Raw genomic sequence first — 25,771 nt, 5'->3', positions numbered from 1 at the left:
ATTGCCGGGCCAGCCTTCCGGGCTACAATCGGCAGCCTGATTCACCCCCTGCTGCGCTGTGCCATGAGCCTCCCCATCGACCAAGAACCCGACATGTTTGCAGACGAGCCTGTTCAGGCGCCTCATGCTGAGGCCCCGGCCGAGCCCGCCGCACCGCCTCCGCCGCCAGCCCTGCCGACACTCGCCGAGTTGCCGGACGATCACCTGCCGATCGCGGCCTTTGCCGAGCGTGCCTATCTGGCTTACGCCATGAGTGTGGTGCGTGGCCGTGCCTTGCCGCAGGTGGAAGATGGTTTGAAGCCGGTGCAGCGGCGCATCCTCTACACCATGCACCGCATGCGTTTGGCTCCCGGCTCCAAGCCGGTGAAGTCCGCCCGCGTGGTGGGGGATGTGATGGGTAAATTGCACCCGCACGGCGATTCCTCGATCTACGACGCTTCGGTGCGCCTGGCACAGGATTTCTCGCTGCGTTATCCGCTGATCGATGGTCAGGGCAACTTCGGCTCGCGCGATGGCGATGGCGCGGCAGCGATGCGCTACACCGAAATGCGTCTGACGCCGCTGGCCGAGCTGCTGCTCTCCGAGATCGAGATGGGTACGGTGGATTTCGTGCCCAACTACGATGGCGGCGACGAGGAGCCCAAGCTCCTGCCGGCACGCCTGCCGATGCTGCTGCTCAATGGCTCCTCCGGCATTGCGGTGGGCATGGCCACTGAGTGCCCGCCGCACAACCTGCGTGAAGTGGCCGCGGCCGCCCAGCTGCTGATCAAGAAACCTGAAGCGACGCTGGACGAGATCCGCGCCGTGCTGCCAGCGCCGGATTTTCCCGGCGGCGGCCAGATCATCTCGCCGGATTCGGTCATCCGCGATGCCTACGAATCCGGTCGCGGCTCGATCCGCATGCGCGCGCGCTGGCGCGTCGAAACCCTGGCGCGTGGCGCCTGGCGCGTGATCGTTGAAGAGCTGCCGCATGGTGTGTCGAGCTCGAAGATCCTGTCCGAGATCGAAGCGGTCACCAATCCGCAGCCTAAGGCTGGCAAGAAGGAAGTCAGTCAGGACGAGAAGAACAACAAGGCGCTGCTGCTCGGTGTGCTCGATGCCGCGCGCGACGAGAGTTCCGATCTCGCCCCGGTGCGCCTCGTGCTGGAGCCGAAGACGCGCACCCAGACGCCCGAGGAAATGATGCGTGTGCTGCTCGCGCATACCAGCCTCGAAGCCTCTGTGTCGATGAACTTCACGGTCATCGGGCTGGATGGCCGCCCGGCGCAGAAGGGGCTGCGCACCCTGATCCGCGAGTGGATCGAGTTCCGCTTCACCACCGTCGAGCGCCGCACGCAACACCGCCTGGGGCAGGTCGAGCGCCGCATCCACATCCTCGAAGGCCGCCAGATCGCCTGGCTGCACATCGATGAAGTGATCAAGGTGATCCGCGAAGCGGACGAGCCTAAGGCCGAGCTGATCGCGCGTTTCGGCCTCTCCGAGATGCAGGCTGAGGACATTCTCGAAATTCGCCTGCGTCAGCTCGCCAAGCTCGAATACATCGCTATCGAGAAAGAGCTCGCCGGTCTGCGTGATGAAAGCGCCGGTCTGCGCGAGATTCTCGAGAACCGCAGCGTCATGACCCGCCTGATCCTCAAGGAGATCAGCGAGGACACCAAGAAGCATGGCGACGAGCGTCGCACCCTGGTTGAAGCTGCCCTCTCCGTGGCCGCTGTCGAAGCCCCGGTGCTGGATGAGCCGGTCACCGTGCTGTTGTCGAAAAACGGCTGGGTGCGTACCCGTCAGGGTCACGGCATTGATCCGCAGACGCTCTCCTGGAAGAGTGGCGATTCTGCCTTCCTGGTGGCCGAAGCGCGCACCCCCTGGCCCTTGATCCTGATCGACACGACCGGCCGGGCCTATTCTGTGCGCATCAGTGATCTGCCTGGCGGACGGGGGGACGGCGTGCCGCTTACCACCCTGATCGAGCTCCAGCCTGGCGCCCGCGTGGCTCAGGCGATTGCTGCCGATCCGGCGAGCGACTGGTTCTTCGCCAACTCCGGCAGCTACGGCTTCATTGCCAGACTTGAAGATCTTGTCACCCGCCAGAGGGCGGGCAAGGCCTTCATGACGCTCGAGGACAAGGAAAGTGTGCTCGTTCCGGCACGCGTCGAAGGCGACTGGCTGGCCGCTGCTTCCGGCAATGGCCGGCTGCTGTATTTCCCGCGTGCCGAGATGAAGGTGATGCCGCGCGGGCGCGGCATGATCGTGATGGGGCTGGATGAGAAGGAAGAGCTCTGCGCCATCGCCTGCCCGCCGACCGACGCCGTTGTCGTGATCGGCTCCGGTCGCGGTGGCAAGGATGTCGAGCTGTTGGTCAAGGGCGTGGCGCTCGAGGCCTGTCGTGGCAAGCGTGCGAGGAAGGGTGGCACGCTCACGCCGAAGGTCAAACCGGTCGCGCTCAAGAACCCCGCCTGAAGCCGCTTGTGCGTCACCGTGCCGCTCGCAGCTCCCGGTTTCTTGCAGGGGGCTGCGGGCGGTTTTTGCTGGAGTGGCCCGGTCTTGCGCTCACGCCATCCGGGGATGGCGCGCGGCTTTCACATCTCCTGGCAATGTGCCAGCCGCAGGCAGTTACGGCCTGCTTGTTTGGCGCGGTAGAGGGCGGCATCGGCCAGTTTGATCAGGTCTTCCTGCGAATTCTGGCGTGAGGCCCTGAGACTGACGAGCCCCAGACTGACCGTGACGATGCCGGTCGGCATGCCGACATGGGGCAACGCCAGCGTCTGGATGGCGGGCTGGATGCGCTGGGCGATCTGGGTGGCTTCATGCTCTTGGGTGTTCGGTAACAGTACGACGAATTCTTCACCCCCGTAGCGGGCGACGAGATCGCCGGCACGCTGCACGGTTTCGGCCAGGGCATGGGCCAGCGCTTGCAGGCAGGTATCTCCGGCTTGATGGCCGTAGTGATCGTTGAATTGCTTGAAGTGATCCACGTCCAGCATGATCAGGGCCAGCGGTGTATTCGCACGCTGAGCGCGATGCCATTCCTGCTCGAGCGTACGGTCGAAGCTGCGGCGGTTGGCTATGCCGGTCAGCCCATCGGTGTAGCTCAGCGCTTCGAGCTTGTTGTTGGCTTCTTCAAGCGCCAGGGTGCGCTCTTCGACGAGTGCCATCAATTCACGGTTGCGTTCGCCGAGCCCCTGCAGCGGGTAGACCTCGCCGTCCTGAACCAGATGGTAGGGGATGGATATGCTGCTATGCACGATCTTCCAGTCGCGGTCTTCCTGCCGGAAAACCAGCGTCAGCCGGGCAGTTTTGCTCGACAGGATGTGCTCCGCGAAGGGCAGGTGGATGTGGAAGAAGGCAGTCACGGTGACGACCTCGGGGGCCAGATCCTGCAGGCTGAGGTCGAGCATTTCGATGCGGATGCGGCCGGGAACCTGGGCGAAATCCTGCAGCGTGATCCTGACCCATTCGGCCTTGTCGGTCACGAGCTCGTCGCCTCCCCCGGTGTAGCCGCTGAAGTTGTCACTGAAGCGGGTGATCAGGCGTTCGTCGCGGGCCGCGTACAGTTCGATGTACTCATCGAAGAGTGCGCGGATCAGTTTTTGGCGAGCTGCAGGCATGAGGCATGGGTTTAGCGGGGTAACCTTTTCGATGCTAGGGCTTTTTGTCGCAATGACAAGGCTGCTTACGGGTAGTTGCGGCATTCCGATCGTGATGCGTCGTTTCTGCGCGGTGTCTGCCAGCGAGGGATGCAGCGTTGCCATGCGGCGGGGCTGGCGTGTGGGAAAAAGCGCTCGCCCGCTGTCCTTGAATGTCTGCTTGCCAAAGTCTGATGGACCGCTCAGAGTCGGTCCTATCCTTCCTGCATAGCCGATCTTTCGCCATGACTCTCGCCATCGCCATCTACCTGTTTGCGGACGCTGAAGTGCTGGACTTCGCCGGGCCATATGAAGTGTTCACGACTGCCAGCCGCGTGCACAAGCGCCGTGTGCCGGAGGCTGAAGAGTTGTTCCGGGTATTCACGGTGGCGGCCACGCCGGGCCTGGTGCGGGCGCGGGCCGGCATGGAAGTGAAGGCGGATTTTGGGTTAGACACCCATCCGCCGCTGGATCTTCTGATCGTGCCGGGTGGCGTGGTGACGCAGGAGCTGGAGCGCCCCGGTCTCACCGAATGGATCCAGCGCAACCATGCCACGACCCGGATTACCGCTTCGGTGTGTACCGGGGCCTTCCTGCTCGCCCAGGCCGGCTTGCTTGAAGGCTTGCAGGTGACGACGCACTGGGAGGATGTAGCCGATCTGCGTGCGATGTTCCCGGCGCTGCAGGTGCTGGAAGGGCCGCGCTGGGTGGATCAGGGGCGGGTGGTGACTTCAGCCGGCATTTCGGCCGGCATCGACATGAGTCTGCATCTGGTCGAGCGCCTGGCGGGGCGTGAGCTGGCCCTGGCGACGGCGCGGCAGATGGAGGTGGATTGGTCTCAAAACTGAGTCTTCGGGTTTTACCGGATAACCCGTATGGGTATGGTTCCCGGTAACACCTTAGTTCGGACAGGCTTTGCCCGACCAGTGGTGCGTATGGGCCTGTTGGCTCCCGACGAACTGCGGCTGACAGGCTGATCTGCCTTGCTAGGATGCAGGGCCGCTTTTTCTCCGGCAACGAAGTGGAGGGCGAAGTGGCGCAGCACAACAAGACTGAGCATCAGCTTCCGCATTTCTTCAGGAGACAAACCATGCACGTTTCAAAACTTGCGCTGGGCTTCGCTGCCTTTGCGCTCATCGGTACGGCTTCGGCCGCCAATCGCCCGAGTGGCTATGTCACGATCTGTTCCGAGGGCAAGACCTGTTCCGTGGACACGACGACAAACGTGGCTTTCGGCCGCGCGGACAAGTTCTTCTACAAATCCATCAGCGGCAGTTTCGCGTGTAACGAGGCCACTTTTGGCGGCCGTATTGCGGGCGGCGTGAATGAGTGCTCGGTACCCTCCGGCTCCGCCTCCAGTTCGAGCAAGTCGAGCGCAGCTTCGTCAGCCAGCTCATCTGTCGCTTCCAGTGCCGCCTCTTCGGCCGCTTCGAGCAAGTCCAGCGTCGCTTCGTCGGCAGCCAGTTCCGCCACTTCGAGCAACGCTTCGGTGCCGATCCCGGGCTGGACCGGCCCGGTCAACGTCTGTGAGCCGGGGGCGCTGGTCTACAACACCACCCTGGATTGCGGCGGCAAGCGCATCGGCCTCGCCTGTGCCGGCAGCAGTGAGACTCAGCCGGCGGTGATGACCGTGATCAATGCCACCCTGAAGAATGTGGTGATCCCGGCAGGCGGCGGCTCGGACGGTATTCACTGCGGTTGGGGCAGCCTGGGCAATGGCCGTGGCACCAACGTTCAGGGCGGTACCTGCAACCTCGAGAATGTGGTGTGGGAAGCGGTGTGTGAGGATGCAGCTTCGATCGGCAATGGTCAGAAGGGCACCGTAATGAACATCAAGGGGGGCAGTGCGGCCAATGCGAGCGACAAGGTGTTCCAGAACAATGGCATCAACTCGACGCTGAACGTGGATAACTTCACCACCACCGGTTCGATCGGCAAGCTATCGCGCGCTTGCGGTGATTGCACCGATAATGGCGGCCCGCGTTTCTTCAACATCAACAACGTGAAGATGGAAAAGGTCTCCACCGTGATCGGGGTGAACAGCAACTATGGCGACAAGGCCACGCTGCGCAACATCCAGATCAAGGGCTACAAGGCTGGCAGCCCGAAGGTGTGCGTGACCTATGTGGGTGTGCAGAAGGGCAATGGTTCGTCCTCAAGCATCGGTGAAGAGTGGAACAGCGCTTCCTGCGATGTCTCCAAGACCGATGTGACCTCCTACTGAGCCTTGCCGCGTGCGGGTGATCCGCTCACCCGTTTGCAGACAACCCCCGGCTCATGTGAGACGGGGGTTTTTCTTTGAGGGGAAGGCTTGATGATCTGTTTGCGTGTTGCACTGGCCATGTTGATGGGCTGTTTGCTGGCACCTGGCATCGCGCAGGCCGAAGCCGTCTTCAACAGTCGCCCGGTGCTCAATCCGTCCTTGTTCACCGGCTTGCCGCTGGTGCGGAGTGGCAGCCTGCTGATTGCCGGCAGCGATGGCAGCCTCCTGCGCAGTGCCGATGGTGGTCAGCACTGGCAGGCAGCGCAGCGTCCGCCACTGAGCGAGGCCATCGTCAGGATCGCGCAGGACAAGGCTTCTGCAATCCTGATCGCGGCGGGCGCGGCCAGTGGCATGTTGCGCTCGACGGATGATGGCCGCAGCTGGGCCTTGCAAGCGGTGGCGCTGCCGGCGCGCATGCGTGCCCTCGCGCAATCGCCCCGCACCGGAAGCTGGATTGCGGTAGGCGAGGGCGGGGCGATCCGTTCTGCCGATGGCGGCCTCCACTGGCAGCGTCTGCCTTTGCCTCGGCCGGAAAAACTCGGTGAGGTGCTAGCCTTGCCGGAGGGCAGCTATCTCGCAGGGGGCGAGAACGGAGTGCTGCTGCGCTCGGTAGATGATGGCCTGAACTGGCAACTGGTGCGGGGGGGAGGTCAGGCGGCGGTGGTGAGCCTGCAGCATGTGCCGGCCTTGCGCACTACCCTGGCCCTGCTGGCCGATGGCAGCGTGCTGCTGAGCCGTGACGGGGGCCGTCGCTGGGTGCAGGCCCGGAGTGGTGTCACCGACTATCTTTCCGGCTTTGCCTGGGATCCCGCCCGCAAGCGTCTGCTGATTGCCACTGCGGCAGGCAGCGTGTTGCGCTCGGACGATGCGGGCCGCACCTGGCAACAGGCGGCGACCGGTGCCGGGCTCTATATCAATCATCTGGTGCATGTGCCGGCCAATGGCGTCTTGCTGGCAAGCGGTGAGGCGGGCGCGCTGCGCCGCTCGGAGGATGGCGGCGTCAGCTGGCAGCAGGTGATGTTGCCGACCCGTGATCGCCTGAACCATATTCTGGTGGCGGATCAGGTCCTGATCGGGCTGGGCGAGTTTGGCGCCGTGCTTCGCTCGGCAGATGCCGGGGTCAGCTGGCAGGAACTGCAGCCGCCGCTGCGCATGTATGTGCACGATGTGCAGCGCTCGGCCGATGGCCGTGCCCTGGTGGGGGTCGGCCCGCAAGGCTGGGTCATCCGTTCGGAAGACGATGGGCGCAGCTGGCAGCCCTTGCCGCTGGGGCTGGGGCTGGATGTCTATCTGCTGAGCATGGCGCGGGATCTGGCTTCCGGCGCGCTGATCGCCGGCGGGCCTCCGGGCAGCCTGATCCGTGCCGAGGGCGATGGCCGTGATTGGCAGCCGGTACTGGCCATCAATAGTGCAGCACGCGGCTCTTTCCAGAAGCTGCTGGCTCATCCACAGGATGGCAGCCTGTTGGCGCTGGCCAGCCCCGGCACTGTGATGCGCTCGGCGGACGGCGGGCGCAGCTGGCAGGCGACGGACGCGCGCACCGAACCACATCTGTACGACGTGGCGGCCTCCGCGCTGGATCGCAGTTGGGTGGCCGTGGGGCGTGCCGGCAGCATTCAGTACAGCCGCGATGGGGGCCAGCATTGGCAGGCAGGGGACAGCGGGGTGAGCACATCACTCTTTGCCGTGGCTTTCGTTGCCGGCCCGCCAGGGCGTGAGGGCGAAGGGTTTTTCCTCGCCGCAGGTGCCGATGGTCGCTTGCTGCGCTCGGCGGATGCGGGCGTCAGCTGGCAGGCGCTGGCATCGGTCAGCCCGGCTGCATTGCGTTACATCCTCCACGATCGTGCCCGTGACCTGCTGATCGTGAGTGGGGATCAGGGCACGCTGTTGCGCTCGGCCGATCGCGGTATCACCTGGACACAAATCGCCAGCGGAACCGATCAGGCCTTGCGCCAGCCTGTGCTGGATCGCAGGGGCGAAATCCATGTGCCGGGGCGGGGGGGCGTGCTCTTGAGCTCGGCGGATGCGGGTCTTGGCTGGCGCCGGATCCCGACCTCGACGGCCGCACACCTGAAGGGCGTATTCGAATTACCGGGCGGGGAGGGGCTGCTGGTCTATGGTGACCGACTGCTCCTGATCGAACCCTGAGAGGCTGTTCACGATCTGTAGCGAGAGGCCGTCAGCGGGGTGAAGAGCAGCGCAGGGACCGGAGTTTATGTCGATAAATGAGGATTCCGAGCAGCGCATGAGCCCCGATCACGGCCTCGCAGTAAGATCATGAACAGCGCTCTGAGCGCTGCGGGGCGATCTGTCGTCTCATCCCTGGCGGCATGAAAACGCTGGGGCATGAGCGGGTGCTCAGAAGGGCCCGCGCAGCGGGTGTTCGGTCCTGGGCAGTGCGTCCAGATGGGCACGCTCCTCGCGGCAAGCCAATCCGCCCATTTCGTATTCGCGACACACATCCGGCCGGCGCTCGTAGATCGTGCATAGCAGCGTGTCGCGGTTGAGCGCCACGCACCAGCCATCCTCCAGCCGGCGCATCACTTCGCCCCCCCATTCGTCTTCATGGGTTAGGTGGCGTGGCACGGAGTCGTCCCCCATCAGGATGACTTCGAGCTGGCAACAGCAGGCCCGGCAGGTGGCGCAGGTGATTTCCGGCGTGGCATTCATGGCCGGCATTGTCCCATGCAAGGCGGGGCGTCGCCGCGCTGTGGCGGATGAAACTCAGAAAGGGCTGGCGCAAGGCTGTTTACTGTATAAAATTACAGCTATTCATCCTTCGCCTGTCTGCCGCCGCCGTCTTTGTGAGGGCGGGATTTGTCGCCATGTCCATGCCCGTTCCGCTCGATGAAGTCCTGCTACGCCCCGATGTCTGGCGGGGCGATCGCTTCGCGCCCAACGAGGCCGGCGAGGTGGCCAGCGGCTTTGCAGCGCTGGATGCCGAGTTGCCCGGCGGCGGCTGGCCGCGCGGCGCGCTCACCGAGTTGTTGCCAGCGCAGCGTGGCATTGGCGAGCTGGCTCTGCTGCAGCCGGCTCTGCGGCACTGCGCCGAGGTCGCGCCGGTAGCGCTGGTGGCAGCTCCTTTTCTGCCGCATGCGCCGGCCTGGGCGGCAGCGCTGCCGCTGGAGCGCCTGCTGCTGGTGGAGGCGAGCGGGCGCGAGGCCGCCTGGGCCGCCGAGGCCTTGTTGGCCAGCGGTGCGCTGGGTGCGCTGCTGTTGTGGCTGCCGGCTCAGGTCGATGCGCGCAGCCTGCGCCGCCTGCAATTGGCGGCCGAAGGGCATCGTGCGCCGGCCTTTGTGTTCCGCCCGCCGGCACTGGCGCGCAGTGCTTCGCCGGCACCGCTGCGCTTGGCCCTGAGCGCAGCGCCGCAAGGCTTGCAGGTCGATCTTCTGAAGCGGCGCGGGCCGCCGTGCAGCAAAGCGCTGTTGCTTCCGGTGGCACGTCCGGTGGCGCAGCGCCCGCAGCCGCAGGCTGCGCCGCTTCCACTGCGGCCGCAAAGGGTGCAGGTGTGAGCCATGCTGTGGCTGTGTCTGCGTTTCCCCTGCCTCGCGCTGGAGGTATTCCCTCCCGAGTCTGAACCCGCCGTGGTCGTGGCGCTGCAGCGGGTACAGGCCGCCAACGAGGCCGCGCAGGCGGCCGGCATCCAGCCCGGTCTGCGTCTCGCCGCGGCACTGGCCCTGGCGCCGGGCGTGCTGGTGCATGAGCGCCAGCCGGCGCGTGAGGCCGCCTGGCTGCACATGCTGGCCTGCTGGAGCGAGGCCTTCACGCCGCAGGTGAGTCTGGCGGCGGAGGGTGAGCTGTTGCTGGAGATCGGCGGCTGTCTGCGTCTCTTCGGCGGCTTGCCAGCTTTGCGCGAACGCGTGCGGGCCGGGCTGGCGGAGCAGGGCAGTTTCGCCGTGCAGGGGCTGGCGCCCACGCCGCGTGCCGCGCAGTGGCTGGCACGGGCCGGGGTGGAAGAGGCTTGCCTTGAAGTGGAAGCTTTGCCGGCTGCGCTGGCGCCCTTGCCGGTACAGGTCGTCGAAGGCTTCACGCCGGCGCAGCAGCGCACGCTGGCCGCGCTGGGTGTGCGTAGTCTGGGCGATCTACTGGTTTTGCCGGCGGCCGGGCTGCAGCGCCGCTTCGGAGCCGGCCTGCCGCTGCAACTGGCGCAGGCGCTGGGTGAGCGGCCTGACCCGCGCGCGGCCTTCATCTTTCCCGAGCATTTTGCCGAGCGTCTGGAGCTGCCGGCCAAGGTCAGTGAGGCCGCCATGCTGCTCTTCGCCCTGCGCCGCCTGCTGGCTGCGCTGGCCGGCTGGCTCGCTGCCCGGGCATCAGGCCTGAGCAGCTGCCGGATCCTGCTGGAGCATGAGGACGGCCTGCCAGCGAGCGAATTGCCGCTGAATTTCGCTGAGCCCACGGCCGATCTCGCGCGTTTCGAGCGCGTGCTGCGCGAGCGGCTGGAGCATTACCGGCTGACGGCGCCGGTGTGGCGCGTGCAAGTGCTGGCGGACGAGGCGCAGCCGCTCGCCGGGCGCAGCCTGGGGCTCTTCGGGCAGGAGGCCGCACAGGCGCTGGCGCCGGTGATCGAGCGCCTGCGTGCGCGACTGGGTGAGGCGGCCGTACATGGTCTGGCCTGCGTGGCCGATCACCGCCCGGAATGCGCCAGCCGCGCCGTGCCCGAGGCGCAGGCCGGCGTTAGGCCCGCGGTGGCCGGCACGCGTCCGCTGTGGCTGCTGCCACGCCCGCAAGCGCTGGGCGAGCGCGCCGGCGTGCCGCAGCACGAGGGCGCTATCCTGCGTCTCGCCGGGCCGGAGCGCATCGAGAGCGGCTGGTGGTCTGAGGTCGGGCAAGGTGGCGATGTGACGCGGGACTACTTCGTGGCCAGCAATCCGCGCGGTGAATGGCTGTGGGTGTTCCGCGACGCGCAAGGCTGGTGGCTGCATGGGCTGTTCGCATGAAGCTGCCGGATTACGCTGAGCTGCACTGCCTGACGAACTTCAGCTTCCTGCGCGGCGCTTCGCATCCGGCCGAGCTGGTGGCGCAGGCGCGCGCACGTGGCTATGCGGCGCTGGCGATCACGGATGAATGTTCGGTGGCGGGCGTGGTGCAGGCCTGGCAGGCCATGCGCGAGCTGCAGGCGGAAGACGCGCGTCTGGCGCGGGAGGCGGCGGAGGCCGGCTTGGCCGCGCCGCCCGTGTTGCCGATGCCGAAGTTGATCGTGGGCAGTGAGTTCCGCCTCGCCTGTGGTCTGCGTCTGGTGCTGCTGGCGCAGAACCGCGAGGGCTACGGCAATCTGGGTGCGCTGATCACGCTGGCGCGGCGGCGTGCCGATAAGGGGGCTTATCACCTGACGCGGGGTGATCTGGCGGGGCTCACGCCGCGCGGCGCCTTGCCGGATTGTCTGGCGCTATGGCTGCCGGGCGATGCGCCTGACGAAGCGGATGCGCGCTGGCTGGCCGGACGCTTTCCGGGGCGGCTGTGGATTGCCGCCGAGCTGCTGTGTGGGCCGGACGATGCCGCGCAGCTGGCCCGCCTGCAGGCCATCGGCGAAGCCTGTGAGCTGCCGCTGGTGGCCGCAGGCGATGTGCACATGCATGTGCGCGGGCGCCGCCCGCTGCAGGACACGCTGACCGCGATTCGCCTGCGCAGCACCCTGTTTGAGGCCGGGCTGGCCCTGTTCCCGAACGGCGAGCGCCATCTGCGCACCCGGATGCGCCTCGCGCGCCTGCATCCGCCCGCGCTGCTGGCCGAAACCCTGCGCGTGGCGGCACTGTGCAATTTCGAGCTGGGAGAGTTGCGCTATGAGTATCCGGACGAGATCGTGCCGTCGGGCCATACGCTGGCGAGCTATCTGCGCCAGGAAACCGAGGCCGGCCTGCTGCGCCGCTACCCGGACGGCATTCCGGACAAGGTACGCGCCGATGTGGAGAAAGAACTCGCCCTGATCGGCGAGAAGGCTTACGAGGCCTTCTTCCTGACCGTCTACGACATCGTGCTGTTTGCGCGCAGCCAGGGCATCCTGTGCCAGGGGCGTGGTTCGGCCGCCAATTCGGTGGTGTGCTATGCGCTGGGCATTACGGCGGTGGATCCGATGCGGGCGAGCCTGCTCTTCGAGCGGTTTTTGTCGCGCGAGCGCGATGAGCCGCCGGACATCGATGTCGACTTCGAGCATGAGCGGCGCGAGGAAGTCATTCAGTACATCTACGCCAAGTATGGCCGCAGCCGCGCCGCGCTCGCCGCCACGGTGATCCGCTATCGGCGAAAAAGTGCGCTGCGCGACGTGGGCCTAGCGCTGGGCTTCGGTGAAGAGCAGATCACCGCGCTGAGTGCCTCGCTGGCCTGGTGGGATGCGCGTGACACCCTGCCCGAGCGGCTCGCCGCCATCGGCATGCGGCTGGAGAGCCCGCGGGTGCACAAGTGGCTGGCGCTGGCCGAGGCGATCCATGGTTTTCCGCGCCACCTCTCGCAACACGTGGGCGGCTTCGTGATCTCGCAGGGGCCGTTGGCGCGTCTGGTGCCGGTGGAGAACGCGGCCATGGCGGACCGCTCGGTGATCCAGTGGGACAAGGATGACCTCGAAGCTCTGGGCCTGCTGAAGGTGGATGTGCTGGCCCTGGGCATGCTCACGGTGATCCGCAAGACGCTGGCGCTGGTGTCTGAACGGCAAGGCAGGCTGCTGACGATGAACGATATTCCGCCCAAGGATGCTGCCACCTTCGACATGATCTGCCGGGCCGACACCATCGGAGTGTTCCAGATCGAGTCGCGCGCGCAGATGAGCATGCTGCCGCGCCTGCGGCCCCGCGAGTTCTACGACCTGGTGGTGCAGGTGGCGATCGTGCGGCCCGGGCCGATCCAGGGCGGCATGGTCCATCCCTTTCTCAAGGGGCACGCCGAGAAGAAGCCGGTACAGCAGATCAGTACAGAGGTGGACGCGGTGCTGGCGCGCACCTGGGGTGTGCCGATCTTTCAGGAGCAGGTGATGCAGCTCGCGGTGGTGGCGGCCGGCTTCACGCCGGGCGAGGCGGACCAGTTACGCCGGGCCATGGCCTCGTGGAAGCAGAAGGGCCATCTGGAGCGCTTCAAGGACAAGCTACGCGCCGGCATGGCAGCCAAGGGATTGAGCGCGTTCGCCGAGGCCTTGTGCCGGCAGATCGAGGGCTTTGGCGAATACGGTTTTCCCGAGTCGCACGCGGCGAGCTTCGCGCTGCTGGCCTATGTGTCGGCCTGGCTCAAATGTCATGAGCCGGAGGCCTTCCTGTGCGCGCTGCTCGACAGTCAGCCGATGGGCTTCTATGCGCCGGCCCAGTTGCTGCAGGACGCACGTCGGCATGGCGTGGAGGTGTTGCCGGTGGATGTCGAGACCAGTGCATTGCGCTGTACCTTGCTGCCGCGCGCGGGCCGCCGGCCGCAGGTGCGCTTGGGGCTGCTACAGGTGAATGGCCTTTCCGCCGAGGCTGCGGAGGCCATCGTGGCAGCGCGGGCGCTGGCTCCGTTCCGCGATGCGCAGGACCTTGCCGCCCGGGCCGGGCTGGAGAGCGCCGTGCTGCGCCGACTCGCCGAGGCGGATGCCCTGCGCTCGCTGGCCGGCCATCGGCGCCAGGCGACCTGGCAGGTCAGCGGGGTACAGCGTCCGTCTTCATCCTCGGGCCGGTGCGGGCAGGGCGATCTTTTCGTGCAGCAGGCTGCGCCGGAGACCGCCGTGCAACTAGCCGCGCCAGCGCTGGGCGAGGAGCTGGTCGCCGATTACGCCAGCCTTGGCATGAGTCTGCGCCCGCACCCCCTGAGTCTCTTGCGTGAGCGCCTGGCTGCGCGCCGTTTCCTCAGCGCCGCTGCCATTCGCCGGGCTGGCGACCGGGCACTGGCCCGCGCCGCCGGCATCGTCATCAGCCGCCAGCGGCCGGGATCGTCCAAGAGCGTGTTTGTGACCCTGGAGGACGAGAGCGGCATGGTGAACGTGATCGTCCACTCGGCACTGGCCGAGCGTCAGCGCCGCGAGCTGCTCGGCGCCCGTCTGCTGGGCGTTTATGGCCAGTTGCAGGTGGAGAGCGGGGTGGTGCACCTGATTGCCCAGCGCCTGGTGGATCTTTCCCTCTGGCTCGGGCGCCTGGATACGGTGAGCCGGGATTTTCACTGAGTGGATATTGCATTGCGGCATTCCACCCCGCTTGCACTGTGTCAAACGTCCGTCACGCCCTGCGTGGCATGATCCGACGGCTTTTTTCGGGTTTACCCGGGAAGATTCCCCCTTTGCGGCCAGCCTTTACCTTGATAGTTGGCCGCTATTGCGGGAAAATCGCCGGCTAGCTGGACCACGCGCCGCCATCCCTCTGCGGCGTTTTCATAATTTCTCAGGAGATTTGCAATGGCTGCAAAAGACCGTATGGCCGTTCTGGCCGCGATGATGGACCAGGCTGTGATCCCGGTGTTCTACGATCCGGACGTCGAAGTTTGCAAGAGCGTGATCCAGGCTTGTGCCAACGGTGGCGCCAAGTGCATCGAGTTCACCAACCGCGGCGATTTCGCTTCGCACGTGTTCTTTGAAGTCACCAAGTATTTCGCCAAGGCTGACCCGTCCGTGATCATGGGCGTGGGCTCCATCGTTGAAGCCCCCACCGCCGGCATCTACATCGCCAACGGCGCCAAGTTCATCGTCGGCCCGCTGCTGAACGCCGATGTGGCCAAGGTCTGTAACCGTCGCGGCATCCCCTACAGCCCCGGCTGTGGCTCCGCCACCGAAATCGGTGATGCACAAGAGCTGGGCTGCGAAATCGTCAAGGTGTTCCCGGGTTCCTCCGTGGGCGGCCCCGAGTTCGTCAAGAGCGTCATGGGCCCGATGCCCTGGACGCGCATCATGCCCACCGGCGGTGTCGAGCCGACCGAAGAGTCCCTGCGCAAGTGGTATGGCGCCGGCATCGTGGCTTGCGGTATCGGTAGCAACCTGATCACCAAGAAGCTGCTCGACGCCAAGGATTACAAGGGCATCGAAGAAAACGTTCGCAAGACCGTTCAGCTGGTCAAGACCATCAAGGCCGAACTGGCTGCGAAGTAATCAAATTTGAATCCTGCCGGGCCGCTCAGCGCAAGCTGTGCGGCCCGCAGTGCAAGATCCACTCCAAATCATTTACAGGATAAAAAATGTCGTCTGAACTGATCATCAAGTCTGCCGCCGAAACCAAGTGGGACTGCGTGTCCTTCGGTGAAGTCATGTTGCGTTTCGACCCGGGTTTTGGCCGCGTGCGCAACTCCCGCCAGTTCCAGGTGTGGGAAGGCGGCGGCGAGTACAACGTCGCTCGCGCCATGAAGAAGTGCTGGGGCAAGCGCGCTGCCGTCGTGACCGCTCTGCCGAAGAACGATCTGGGCTGGCTGGTTGAAGACTTCATCATGCAGGGCGGCGTGGACATGTCCCACGTCATCTGGCGCGATTTCGATGGCCTGGGCAAGAACACCCGCGTCGGCCTGAACTTCACCGAAAAGGGCTTCGGCATCCGTCCGGCGCTGGGTTGTTCCGATCGTGGCCACTCGGCTGCCTCGCAAATCCGCCCGGGTGAAGTGAACTGGGAAAAGCTGTTCGGCGAAGAAGGCGTGCGTTGGTTCCAGACCGGCGGTATCTTTGCTGCGCTGGCCTCGAACACTGCTGAAGCCGTGATCGAAGCCGTGGAAGTCGCCAACAAGTATGGCACCGTCGTGGCCTATGACCTGAACTACCGCGCTTCCCTGTGGAAGAGCCAGGGTGGCAAGGAAGGCGCACAGAAGATCAACCGCAACATCGCCAAGTACTGCGATGTGATGATCGGTAACGAAGAAGACTTCACCGCCTGCCTGGGCTTCGAAGTGGAAGGCGCCGACGAGCACCTGACCAACATCGAAACCGAGAGCTTCAAGAAGATGATTCAGGCTGCTGTGGCTGAATTCCCGAACTTCAAGGTGGCTGCCACCACCCTGCGCAACGCCAAGACCGCGACGATCAACGACTGGTCCGCACTGTGCTACTACCAGGGCGAGCTGTATCAGTCCATGAAGCGCGAAAACCTGGAAATCTATGACCGCGTCGGCGGTGGTGACGGTTTCGCTTCCGGTCTGGCCTATGGCTTCCTGGAAGGCAAGGGCCCGCAAGCTGCCGTCGAATACGGCGCAGCTCACGGCGCGCTGGCCATGTCCACCCCGGGTGACACCTCCATGGTGCGCGTGGAAGAAGTTGAAGCTGCAATGAAGGGCAAGGGCGCTCGCGTCATTCGCTAAATTTGCGCAGGGTGTTACTGCGCGGGAAAAGCTTGTACCAAGCCTGATTCCGCTCACTACGCGCCCAGCACAAATCTGTTGTTTGAGTACAGAAAATAAAAAGCCCGCAGGTCGCAAGCCTGCGGGCTTTTTGCTTTTCGGGCCTTGAATGAGTGATGCGTAAAAAAGCCCGCAGCGAAAACGCTGCGGGCTTGTTCTTTACAGGCAGGAGACTCAGAGCGCCTGTTGCTGGAGCGGGTTCTCGACCGGGGCCAGCATTGCCTCGCGCGAGGGCGGGGCGGAGACACGGCGTGGGATCAGCTCAGCGTCGAGCAGGCGTTCGATGCGGGCAAACACTTCATAGCGGGAGAAAGGCTTCTTCATGAAGTCGTCAGCGCCGATGCGGGTGCCGAAGAATTGCTCGGTCGCTTGCTCGTTGCCACTGATCATGATCACTGGAATCTCGCGTGTGAGCGGGTCACGCCGCAGATGGCGCAGGGCTGCGAAGCCGTTCATGCCCGGCAGCACAATATCCAGAAAGATCAGCTCCGGTTTGTCCTGGCGGGCGATCTCGAGGCCTTGCTCGGCATCCAGAGCCTCCAGCACCACGTAGCCAGCGGTGCGCAGGATCTTGCGGAACACGGCAACGATGGTCGGTGAGTCATCAATGATCAGCACTTTGGTACCGTCACGGGCATTCACGCGCGGGCGGGAGCGGCGCTCAAGCGGCAATGGCAGGATCTCGGCGCCGCCGCTGTTGCTTTCGGCCTCCGGCGTAGCCGGTGCCGGAGTTTTGGCGAGGATGGATTTGAGGGTGTCGAGAATGCCCATGGTGGTGTTCCGTTTCAGTCTGCAGTCGGTGTCTTGTCCGCGGTCTTCGGGTCGATGACCCGGATGACCGGAGAACTGTTGCCCACCCCGCGCAGCTCGGGGCGGTACATGTCTTCAGCGAAGCTTGCGGGGACGCCGTAAGTGCCCGGTGTCACCACGCGCAACAGATAGAAGAGCGTTAGCTTGTTGGCGCCCAGCTTCACGGCGGCGACGAAACGGTCATCGCGGAACTCGCGGTGACGGATGCGCTCGTCGCTCATGGCCTCGGCCACGTTCACACCGCCCACGCTGAATTCGGAAGCCTGCGGCCCTTGTGACAGGTTCAGGTTCTCGATTTCCAGCCCGGCCGGGATGTGGTCGATGATCATGCCGTCCTCGATCGTCTGCCAGGCCGTGGCGGTGATCCGCGCGATGAGCATGTCACCGGTGCGTAGCGGACCACCCTTCCAGGCGCTGCCGTCGGTATTGAACCACTCACGGCTGAGCTTGATCTGGTCGTCCTTCGGAGTGGGCGGCTTGAGCGGATAGCCGGCGGCCTCGATTTCGATGAAGAGCGGTGCGCTGCCCTTGTTCTCGATCGCAATGCCTTTGGCCAGCGCGGCGATATCCACGTTGCGCATTTCGTCGCGCTTCGAGCTGAGGGTGTCCGTGCGCTCGCCCTGCCTGAGCAGTGCTGTCCATTCGCCACTGCCTTCCGCCGTGCCCTGGGACTGGGCGGCGAGGAATAGCGCGAGGCGTTCCTGCGTCGACAAATAGGAACGGCTGCCAAGGCTGTCGGCCAGATCGAAGAGCAGGTTTTCGCGACGTGGATGGGCTACTTTATGGCGCACCAGCAGGGCGTAGCTCAGGGCCAGGTCGCGGCTACGACTGCCATAGTCGCCGAGCCAGGGGCTGTAGTTCTCGGGCTGGATGCCGTAGCGGCGATTCACGGCTTCATCCAGCGCCACCTTGGCCCTTGCGGCGTCACCCATCTGCTGCAGGGCCAGCGCAAGGTGGATCAGGGGCAGGGGGGACTTGGCGCGATCGCGGTACTGGTCGTGCAGGATGCGCAGGGTGGCCAGCGGCGCTTTCTGCTCACGTGCCAGCATGTAGGCTAGGTGGGCCATCTCGGCAAAGCGCTGGTGGCTGTTGCGCAAGAGCTCGTAGTCCTGACGCTTGTAGCGGCCATTCTCATCCGGCTTGAGTGTGGCAGGCAGGCTCGGGAAGTTGTTCGGTGCGCTTTGCAGGGTGGTGAGCATCCAGTCCTGTGCGTTCTTGAGCATCGCGTCGGGCACCGTGAAGCCCTGGGCGCGGGCGTCCAGCAGGAAGCCGCTGACATAGGCGGTGAGCCAGGTTTCGTAGGGACCGCTACCCCACAGATTGAAGCCGCCCTTGGCGCCCTGCATGCCGGCGATGCGGCCGATGGCGCCCTCGATGAAACGGGCGCGCTCTTCACGGCTGCGCGGCTCAATGCCAAAAGCCTTGCCTGCCACTTCGTCGATGAAGACATGAGGATAGGCCGCACTGGTCGTCTGCTCCAGGCAGCCGTAGGGGTAGTTCAGCAGACCCTTGACGATGCTATTCACGTTCAGCGGCGGCTTGGCGGAAACGGTGACCGAGAGCGTGCTGGAGCCGCGGAAATACTTCTCGACCAGGGCCGGGTCGAGCTTGAAGTTGCCGTCTGGCTCGATCTTCGCGCGCCGTACTTCGCGCATCAGCGGCAGCGGAGGCTGCACCTGCAGGGCGGCTTCACGCACGATGCTGATGGGCTTGGCACCACTGCCCTTCACTTCGAGGCGGATACGGGCTAGACCGATCGCGTCGGTGGGCTCGGCGGTGAAGCGCAAGGTCTGGCGCTGCTTGTCGCGCAGGCTCAGCTTGCGTTCGCCGTCGCGGATCGCCAGCGGGCTGGCGGCGGACAGGCGGATGCTGATGTCCTGAACGCTGCCAGAGAGGTTGGTGACATCCAGCGCGATGGTGGCCTGATCGCCCGGCGCGATGAAGCGTGGCATGGCGAGTTCGGCCACGATGGGCGCGGCAACGATCATTTCGCGCTCGGCGGCGCCGTAGTTGTCAGCGGTGGAGGCTACCGCCATCAGGCGCAGGGTTCCGTTGAAGTCCGGAATGTCCATCGTGATGCTGGCCTCACCCTTGGCATCGAGCAGCACCGGCCCGGAGAAGAGATCCACCAGCTTGACCTTCTTGGGCATGCTCTGGGTGTCGCGCTTGCCGGCGTCACCGCCCCATTTGAGCTTGCCGCGATCGCCATCCATCTTCTCGATCAGCTTGCCGTAGAGGTCCAGCAGATCGGGCGCGTAGCGATGCTTGCCGAAGAAGAAGTCAAAGGGGGCGGGCGTCTTGAAGTTGGTGATGTTTAGGATGCCGACATCCACGGCCGAGAGTGTGACCATGGCCTGCTTGCCGGCGGCGCCGTCGACCTTTACCTTCACTGTGGTTTTCTGCTCGGGCAGGACTTTGGCCGGCGCCGTCAGGGCCACTTTCAGGCGCCGCTCCTCACGCTGTAGAGGCAGGTGGATCAGGCCCAGCGCGCGCGCCGGGGTGACGCGGTCGCCCTGGCTGCCGGGGCGGAAGGCGAGCACCGAGATGTAGAGGTCGTGGCGGCTCCAGCTCTTGTCGACCGGGATCGTGAGGCTGCTGCCGCTGGCCGAGACGCTGATGCGGCGGCTCCACAGCACCTTGTCCGCTTCGACCGTGACCAGCGCTTCGCCATCGTGCGGTGGCACGATGTTGAGCTTCACGCTGTCACCTTCCTTGACCGGTGCACCTTCGAGCTTGAGCTGGACGCGGTCCGGCCGGTTGCCGAGATCCTCGGCTTCCTGAGCACCCCAGCCGGCGTAGAAGCGATAGCGCAGCGTCATGCCGGTGCTGGCGTCCGTCACTTCCAGCCGATAGCGGCCATAGCCGACCGGCAGGGAAAGCTTGCCAGGCTGCTTGAGCACCAGCTTGCCGGCCTGTTCGAGTTCTTCGGTTTCGGTAAAGCCGGAGTGCCAGCCTTTCTGGTCATCAAAGCGCCAGTAGTACTGGCGATCCTCGCGGTAGAGACGGAAGGCGGCCTCGTTGAGCGGGGCGAACTTGCCATCCGTGCCGACGCGGATCAGCTCGAACTCGGCCGGGCTGCTCTCGCGGGCTACGTTGCGATCGAAGGCCGGGCGCACGCCGATGAGCTGGGCGGCCGGCCACCAGGTGCGCTCGATCGAGCGCACAACCGGGCGGCCACCGGATTCGAGCAGGCTGAAGCTGGCGCGCACGGTGAGTGGCGAGCGCGCGCCGCTGGCATCGAAGGGCACCTCGACGCGGGCCTTGCCCTGCTCGTCGAGGGCGCTTTCGTCGAGCTCGGCACGGCGTTTGCGGCTATCGTCAGCAAAGTCACCGAAGATGAAGTTGGGCCACTTGGCAGCCAGCGGATTGAGCTCGCGTTCGGTGGCCACGCTGCCGAGCAGGCGGTTGCCGGCGGCCGGCGCACCGAAGAGGTAATCCCCCTGCACGGCGACGCTGAAGTCCGCGTCTGCCAGCAGCAGGGGCTGGTCGTTACGCAGCTGGAGCTTCATGCGCTCGGGCAGGAATTCCTCTACCTGGAAGCTCCACACCTTGTCGGCCGCCTTGGCGGCTGGGTCGCTGCGCAGCGCGAGGCTCCAGCTGCCGGTCTGGGCGTCAGCCGGCAGGCTGATGCGCTGGCGGAAGTAACCGGGCAGCTTGCTGTCTGGCTGCCAGCTCTGGGTCAGCACGCTCTTCCCATCCGGGCGTTGCAGGGTGGCCTGCAAGGGCTGGGGCGGCTGCACATGGCCGTCTGCGTCGCGGGCCAGGATGGAGACTTCGAAGCTCTCGCCGGGGCGGTAGAGATCGCGTCCGGCATACACGAAGAGCTTGTTGCGGTTGGGCTGATGGCCGCCGGTATCGAACTCCGAGAGATCCAGCGCCGGCTCCTGCAGGGCGACCAGCGACATTTCCTTGCCACGACGCGCCAGCAGCAGGCGCGCATCGCTCGGTACGCCGGCCAGGGCTGCGTGACCATCGCCGTTAACGCGGCCATTGGCGACGCGTTTGCCATTGGCGTCGAGCACTTCCACTTCAATGTCCCCGAGCGCCTTGCCGCTGGCCAGCGAGGTAGTGAAGACGTCCAGCTGCTGCGCATTGCGGCGCGCGTGCAGGCCGATGTCGCTGACGTAGAAGTAGGTCGTCTGGTAGTCGTCACGGAAGCGGCCGGGCTGGCTCATCACCGCGATGTAGATGCCGGGCTCCTGCAGCTCCTTGATGGTCTCGACCGGCAGGTGGGTCACCTTGCGCGCGTTGGGTTTGTCGCTGGTCAGAAAGCGGCCCATGTACACGCTGCTGGACACCTCGCGCAGGCGGTCGAGCTGGTAACTCCAGCTGCGGCCCTTGAGCTTGCTGTTGTCGCCCTCATAGCCATAGCAGTCGTAGCACTCGCCTTCCTCGTCACCATCGTAGCTCGGACCCTGATGGCGTACGCCCAGCACGGTTTCGATGAAGCGTGGCATCTGCGCCGGTTCCACGCGCAGGAACTGCACGTCCACCTCCGGCACGTTCACTGTCACCACCGGCAGGCCGCCGTTCTGTTTTGCGGGCAGTACCGTTCCCTTGCTGGCGAAGAAGAAGGAGGGCGGCATTTCCTCGCTGGCAACGTCACACTCCTTGGCTGCCACGAGTTTGGCGCCGGCGGCGGCCTTGAACTCGGCTGCGATGCGGATGCGGTAATTGCGTTGCGGCTTGATGTAGGGGAAGAACAGTACGCGCGGGTTGCTGCCGATCACCCAGCTGCCGGGTAGGATTTTCTCGTTGCTGCTGGCCTTGCCGTTCTGGGCCGGACCCTGGCTGGAGGTTTGTTCGCTGCTGTTGTCTGCTGCGCCATCAATGCGGCCCAGATCCACCACCTGCAGCAGCTTGTCGAAGGATTGGCCGCTTGCTACCGGCTCTGAAAAAACGACGGCCAGGGCGGGCTGGTCTTCGAACAGGCGGGATTGGCAGGTATTAGCTTCAAAGGGGCCATCAGCCTGGGCGATCACGGCATCGCCACCGATCATCTGAGGGGTACGCTGCGTCTTCCACCACCAGCCGGCCATCGCGGCAAGGGCAATGAATGCGGCCGCAATTGCGGCGAGAAGTTTGTGCCTGGTCATGCTGGAATCCCCGGGGATGAGCGCCGGATACCGCGCGGGCGGGCTGGCGTGCTTGGAATAGGGCAATTTTGCCACCGCCCTTCCTGTGCGAGCCGGGGCCTGAAGGGCAGGGCAGAACAGTCTGCGACGGACGGCAGTGGGGGGGCGCTTGCGTTTGTTGCATGCAGCGACGTCTGGTCGCTTGCGCCGCGCTGCGGCATGTGTTCAAAGCAGGTGGCTGGTAGTATGGGCAGCCTTCTGGAAAGGCCTTCTGGCGCCGTGTTGATCAACGGCGCCGGGCACACATAACAAGCGGGGAGACGGATCTTGGCAGTGCAGGCAATGCAGGCGGGCGAGAGCAGGCCCGGAAATGTGGCAGGGCAGTGGAGCAGCTGGACGGCCGGAATCTGCATCCTGATCGGAGCAGTGTTCGGTCTGGCTCTGGTGGGCACCCAGGCCGGCCTGTTGTCCGACGAAGGTTTTCACGGCGCGCAGATCTGGCACATGTATGCCGGCAACTGGGAGATCCTTGACAACATCACCATGATCCCGACCTACCACGCCGTGCTGGCGCTGGTGGCGCAAGCGTTGCATTTCTATCACGACCAGATGCACCGGACGGTGACCCTGGTGGGGGCCCTGAGCCTGCCTTGGATCGGCTGGTACATGCTGGTCCGGCAGATGCCGGCGGAAGCGGGCAGGAGGGTCTTGCAGCTGTGGTACTTCCCGCTGCTCTTCCCCTTCTATTTCATGATGTACACCGATGCCTGGGCGGCGGCAGCCGTGCTCGCCACGGCCATGTGTGCGCTGAGCGGGCGCCTGCTGTGGGCCGGTGTGGCCGGCGCCATTGCCTTCGTGCTGCGTCAGGACACCATCATCTGGTCGGCGCTGATGTTGTGGCTGGTGATGCTGGATGGGGTGAAGCTCGAACACTGGCGCGCGATGCTGCGTCGCCTGCTGCTGAATACCTTGTGCAAGGCCTGGCCGCTGCTGTTGCTGCTCGGCGTGGTGGTGGCCTTCGTGATCTGGAACAAGGGCGTGGCAGTGGGCGATCGATCCTTCCATCAGGAAGGGGTTAATCCCGGCAACATCTACAGCTTCCTGATCTGGAGCTGGGTGATTTTTCTGCCCCACAACCTGCAGGCCGTGCCGCGCATTCTCGATCTGATGGCACGCCGCCCGGCCGTGGTGCTGATGCTGCTGGCGGGCTTTCTGCTCTACATGGGCACCTACACCAACCCGCATCCCTACAATCAGGAACACCTGCGCTGGTGGTTGCACAACGAGTTGCTGTACTGGCTGACCCAGAGCTTCACCTTCCGTGTGCTGGCCTTCCTGCCGGTGGCCTGGATGGTGCTGACCGCATGTGTGACGCGCATGCCGGACGCACGTTTGAACTGGCTGTATCCGGCCGCCATCGCCTCGGCGGCGATGCATCCGCTGATCGAGCCGCGCTACTACGTGCCGGCGCTGTTGCTGTTCGTGCTGTGGCGGCCGCTGATGAGTGAGCGCTGGGAGAACTTTGCGCTGATCTATGGGATCCTGATGTCGGCCTTCATGTTGTTCGGCTCGGTGACGCGCCTGTTCTTCATCTGAGCCGCACGGCCCCGCAACACGGCTGCCAGCGCTTGCCTGGCGGCCTTTTTTTCAGGATGCAGATGGCGTGTCGGCGTCGAGCTGGACGCGCAGAAAGTCCAGCGCATCCTTGAGCATGGCCGGGCTGATGGTGTGGCCGGCATGGTAGCTCTTGAAACCTTGTTTGACGCCGAGCTCGGCGAAGAGCTGGCAGGCCAGCGCAGACTCGGCATGCGGCACCAGATCATCCTGGCTGCCGTGTTGCAGCAGGACGCTCAGGTGGGCTAGCGCCGAGGGTGGCGCGGCCAGCGGTGCACAGGCGCGCAACAGACGTCCGGCGATGCTCACCACACTACGCACATGTTGCGGCGAGGTCAGCGCCATGGCCAGAGCCATGGCGGCACCCTGGCTGAAGCCGAACAGATGTACCTGGCGCCGATCCGCGCCCAGCCCCATGACCAGGTCATTCACGGCCTGCACCAGCCAGATGCGGCTGGCCTCGATCTCGGCTTCGTCGAACACGCTGCCTTGCGGTGTGCCAGTGCGCTCGTACCAGCGGTAGTAGCCGGGCGCCATCTCGTGCGGCGCACGCAGGCTGGCGACCACGAAGCGCGGATCGGTATGGCGGGCGATGCTGAACAGGTCTTCCTCGTTGGCGCCCTTGCCGTGCAGCAGAACCAGCAGCGGCGGGCGATGCTGCGGCGGAGTTTCCGGGCGGCGGATCAGGCAGGGAAAGTCCATCTTCAGTGGCGGAATACGAACAGGCGGTTGAGGATGTAGCCGCTGACCGCCACCAGCAGCACCGAGCCCACTACGCCGAACAGGTAATGCAGGCCGGCGAGCATGGCCAGTTCAACACTGGCCCAGGAAATCGCCAGGCCGACCAGCGACACGGCCAGAAAACGCGGATAGCGGGAGGCGTCGCCCTTCATCGTGGCGAAGGTCCAGCGGCTGTTGAGGATGTAGGAGAACAGGTTAGCGCCTAAAAATGCCATGGCGTTGGCCAGGGGGGGCGGCCAGTGCAGCAGCTCGGCCAGCGTCAGCACGATGAGCATGTGCACGCCTGTATTGGCGACCCCGACCGCACAGAAACGCAGGAAGCGCGGGAATTCGGCGCGGATCATGCGGATTTCCGGCCGCGCTGCTCCACCGAGCGGATCACGAAGGGCGGGCGGCGCTTGCTTTCCAGATAGACGCGGCCGACATATTCGCCGATCACCCCGAGGCCGATCAGTTGCAGGCCGGACATGAACAGCATCACGGTCAGCAAGGAGGCATAGCCGGGCACATCGATGCCGAAGAACAGGGTGCGCGCGATCACCACGCTGCCGTAGAGGAAGGCGCCCAGTGCGACGAGGAAACCGACATAGGTCCAGATCTTCAGCGGCGCAATCGAGAAGGAGGTAATGCCTTCCACGGCGAGGTTCCACAGCTTCCAGCCGGAGAACTTGGTTTCGCCGAATTCGCGCTCGGGGCGGATGTAATCAATGCTGGTGGTGCGGAAACCGGCCCAGGCGAACAGGCCCTTCATGAAGCGGCGGCTCTCGGGCAGGTTGGCGACGACTTCGACCACGCGGCGGTCCATCAGGCGGAAGTCGCCGACGTTATCCGGAATCTTCACTTCCGAGAGGCGGTTCATCACGCGGTAGAAACCTTCGGCGGACTGGCGCTTGAGGAAGCCGTCGCTGCTGCGGTCCGAGCGGCGGGCGAGCACCACTTCGAAGCCCTGTTCCCATTTTTCCAGCATCGCCGCGATCATCTCGGGCGGATCCTGCAGGTCTGCGTCGAGCGGGATCACGGCGTCGCCGGAGGCTTGCGACAGGCCGGCGGAAAGCGCGGCCTCCTTGCCGAAGTTGCGCGACAGATCCACCACCACCAGCTCGAAGTTTTCCGGATTGGCGGCATGCAGCTTGGCCAGGGTCTGGTCGCGACTGCCGTCATTGATGGCGACCAGTTCCCAGTCGTAGCGGGTGCTGTCGATCACCTTGCCGATCACGGCCAGCGTGTTGTCGACGTTTTCTTCTTCGTTGTAGAAGGGGATGACGAGGGAGATGCGGCGACGGGTGTTCATGCTGGCTATCCGGGCAAGTCTAGTGTGGGGCAGATCATAGCGAGCTGGCCAGACCTTGGGGCAGGCGTGCGCTGCAGCATCGCTTCCGCCCGAC

General features: G+C 65.0%; 17 protein-coding genes. 10 read left to right on the top strand and 7 right to left on the bottom strand.

The window, feature by feature from the left end; all coding sequences use genetic code 11:
- Positions 1-63 precede the first annotated feature (63 nt).
- Positions 64-2,457, top strand: coding sequence for a DNA topoisomerase IV subunit A (gene parC / locus HJ583_RS10645; protein WP_101942362.1), 2,394 nt, complete (start codon positions 64-66; stop codon positions 2,455-2,457).
- Between the two features lie 119 nt (positions 2,458-2,576).
- On the opposite strand, the gene HJ583_RS10640 is transcribed toward parC, so the two are convergent.
- Positions 2,577-3,605, bottom strand: coding sequence for a GGDEF domain-containing protein (locus HJ583_RS10640; RefSeq protein WP_170021878.1), 1,029 nt, complete (start codon positions 3,603-3,605; stop codon positions 2,577-2,579).
- Between the two features lie 263 nt (positions 3,606-3,868).
- Between HJ583_RS10640 and HJ583_RS10635 the strand changes: the two genes are divergently transcribed.
- From HJ583_RS10635 to HJ583_RS10625, 3 genes are all read left to right on the top strand, one after another.
- Positions 3,869-4,471, top strand: a complete 603-nt coding sequence (locus HJ583_RS10635) for a DJ-1/PfpI family protein (RefSeq protein ID WP_170021877.1) — start codon at positions 3,869-3,871, stop codon at positions 4,469-4,471.
- A gap of 242 nt (positions 4,472-4,713) precedes the next feature.
- Positions 4,714-5,847 (top strand): pectate lyase, encoded by a 1,134-nt coding sequence (locus HJ583_RS10630; RefSeq protein WP_170021876.1) that lies wholly within the window; start codon positions 4,714-4,716, stop codon positions 5,845-5,847.
- Between the two features lie 90 nt (positions 5,848-5,937).
- Positions 5,938-8,034 (top strand): WD40/YVTN/BNR-like repeat-containing protein, encoded by a 2,097-nt coding sequence (locus HJ583_RS10625; RefSeq protein WP_170021875.1) that lies wholly within the window; start codon positions 5,938-5,940, stop codon positions 8,032-8,034.
- 210 nt (positions 8,035-8,244) lie between these two features.
- On the opposite strand, the gene HJ583_RS10620 is transcribed toward HJ583_RS10625, so the two are convergent.
- Positions 8,245-8,556 carry a YkgJ family cysteine cluster protein gene (locus HJ583_RS10620; protein ID WP_235943799.1) on the bottom strand — a complete coding sequence of 104 codons (312 nt, stop codon included), beginning with the start codon at positions 8,554-8,556 and terminating at the stop codon, positions 8,245-8,247.
- A 155-nt stretch (positions 8,557-8,711) separates the two neighbouring features.
- On the opposite strand from HJ583_RS10620, the gene imuA reads away from it, so the two are divergent.
- The 5 genes from imuA to HJ583_RS10595 all read left to right on the top strand — a co-directional run bounded on the left by imuA (position 8,712) and on the right by HJ583_RS10595 (position 16,107).
- Positions 8,712-9,398, top strand: coding sequence for a translesion DNA synthesis-associated protein ImuA (imuA, locus tag HJ583_RS10615; RefSeq protein WP_170021873.1), 687 nt, complete (start codon positions 8,712-8,714; stop codon positions 9,396-9,398).
- 3 nt (positions 9,399-9,401) lie between these two features.
- Entirely contained in the window at positions 9,402-10,823 is a 1,422-nt protein-coding gene (locus HJ583_RS10610) for a Y-family DNA polymerase (protein WP_170021872.1), read from the top strand.
- Positions 10,820-14,002: an error-prone DNA polymerase gene (locus tag HJ583_RS10605; RefSeq protein ID WP_170021871.1), complete on the top strand. Its 3,183-nt coding sequence runs from the start codon at positions 10,820-10,822 to the stop codon at positions 14,000-14,002. The genes HJ583_RS10610 and HJ583_RS10605 overlap by 4 nt, the downstream gene beginning before the upstream one ends.
- Before the next feature lie 228 nt (positions 14,003-14,230).
- The gene (locus tag HJ583_RS10600) at positions 14,231-14,917 is read left to right on the top strand and encodes a bifunctional 4-hydroxy-2-oxoglutarate aldolase/2-dehydro-3-deoxy-phosphogluconate aldolase (protein WP_101942368.1); all 687 of its coding nucleotides are present in this window, start codon (positions 14,231-14,233) and stop codon (positions 14,915-14,917) included.
- Between the two features lie 86 nt (positions 14,918-15,003).
- Positions 15,004-16,107, top strand: coding sequence for a sugar kinase (locus tag HJ583_RS10595; RefSeq protein WP_170021870.1), 1,104 nt, complete (start codon positions 15,004-15,006; stop codon positions 16,105-16,107).
- Positions 16,108-16,320: 213 nt separating this feature from the next.
- Here the strand turns inward: HJ583_RS10595 and HJ583_RS10590 are convergent, their stop codons facing one another.
- A complete protein-coding gene (locus HJ583_RS10590) occupies positions 16,321-16,917 on the bottom strand; it encodes a response regulator (RefSeq protein WP_170021869.1) in 597 nt (198 codons plus the stop codon).
- A gap of 14 nt (positions 16,918-16,931) precedes the next feature.
- A complete protein-coding gene (locus HJ583_RS10585; protein ID WP_170021868.1) occupies positions 16,932-22,052 on the bottom strand; it encodes an alpha-2-macroglobulin family protein in 5,121 nt (1,706 codons plus the stop codon).
- Positions 22,053-22,364: 312 nt separating this feature from the next.
- Here HJ583_RS10585 and HJ583_RS10580 point away from each other — a divergent pair, with 312 nt between their 5' ends.
- Positions 22,365-23,627 carry a Dol-P-Glc:Glc(2)Man(9)GlcNAc(2)-PP-Dol alpha-1,2-glucosyltransferase gene (locus tag HJ583_RS10580; protein WP_328824876.1) on the top strand — a complete coding sequence of 421 codons (1,263 nt, stop codon included), beginning with the start codon at positions 22,365-22,367 and terminating at the stop codon, positions 23,625-23,627.
- 51 nt (positions 23,628-23,678) lie between these two features.
- Here the strand turns inward: HJ583_RS10580 and HJ583_RS10575 are convergent, their stop codons facing one another.
- The 3 genes from HJ583_RS10575 to HJ583_RS10565 are packed head-to-tail and all read right to left on the bottom strand — an operon-like array spanning position 23,679 to position 25,677.
- Positions 23,679-24,347: an alpha/beta hydrolase gene (locus HJ583_RS10575; protein ID WP_170021866.1), complete on the bottom strand. Its 669-nt coding sequence runs from the start codon at positions 24,345-24,347 to the stop codon at positions 23,679-23,681.
- 2 nt (positions 24,348-24,349) lie between these two features.
- Complete coding sequence (locus tag HJ583_RS10570; protein ID WP_170021865.1) at positions 24,350-24,730, bottom strand: GtrA family protein; 381 nt, start codon at positions 24,728-24,730, stop codon at positions 24,350-24,352.
- Positions 24,727-25,677, bottom strand: coding sequence for a glycosyltransferase family 2 protein (locus tag HJ583_RS10565; RefSeq protein ID WP_170021864.1), 951 nt, complete (start codon positions 25,675-25,677; stop codon positions 24,727-24,729). The genes HJ583_RS10570 and HJ583_RS10565 overlap by 4 nt, the downstream gene beginning before the upstream one ends.
- Between the last annotated feature and the right edge of the window lie 94 nt (positions 25,678-25,771).

It is taken from the genome of Uliginosibacterium aquaticum, from assembly GCF_012972705.2.
Classification (GTDB): Bacteria; Pseudomonadota; Gammaproteobacteria; order Burkholderiales; family Rhodocyclaceae; genus Uliginosibacterium; species Uliginosibacterium aquaticum.
The sequence above is the reverse complement of the archived record's forward strand: the minus strand, read 5'-3'. Positions and strand labels throughout refer to the sequence as shown.